A 540-nucleotide genomic window follows, 5' to 3' on the forward strand; every position below is an offset into this window, starting at 1 on the left:
ACATAGGGATATTTGGCGCCGGGCCCGAAAATATGCGTATGCGCGTCACAGGCCAGCGGCGGCAGCTTGAACTTCGGCACCTTGGTATGCGGATCGGGACCGGGGACAGTTGGTTTCGTCATTGTTTCGGAATTCCTGCCTTCTCGATCACGGCGGTCCACTTGGCGATATCGTCGACCAGCCGGGCCTTCAGTTCGTCGGGCGAACTCGCTTTCGCCTCGATGCCAAGATCGAGCAGCTTCTGCTTCACATCGGACATCGCCAATACTTCGCGGAGGCCCGTATTCAACCGCGCAATCGCTTCGGGCGGCGTACCGGACGGTGCGAACAGCGCATTCCATGACACGACGTCATAGCCCTTCACGCCGCCCTCGATCATCGTCGGCACGTCTTTCAGGATCACCGAACGGGATTCGCCCGTGGTCCCGACTGGACGCATCTTGCCATCCTGCAGCGCCGATTTCATCCCGACATAGTTGTCGATCATCACATCGATGTCTTCGCGCAGCAGCCCGACAATGACCTCCGGCGTTCCGCGAT

At 59.6% G+C, this 540-nt stretch carries 1 protein-coding gene; it reads right to left on the bottom strand.

The window, feature by feature from the left end; all coding sequences use genetic code 11:
- Positions 1–118 precede the first annotated feature (118 nt).
- A partial coding sequence (locus AC1DU6_RS35520; RefSeq protein WP_477863305.1) for a Bug family tripartite tricarboxylate transporter substrate binding protein occupies positions 119–540 on the bottom strand: 422 nt, incomplete at its 5' end.

Source organism: Roseateles sp. P5_B10 (assembly GCF_056400485.1).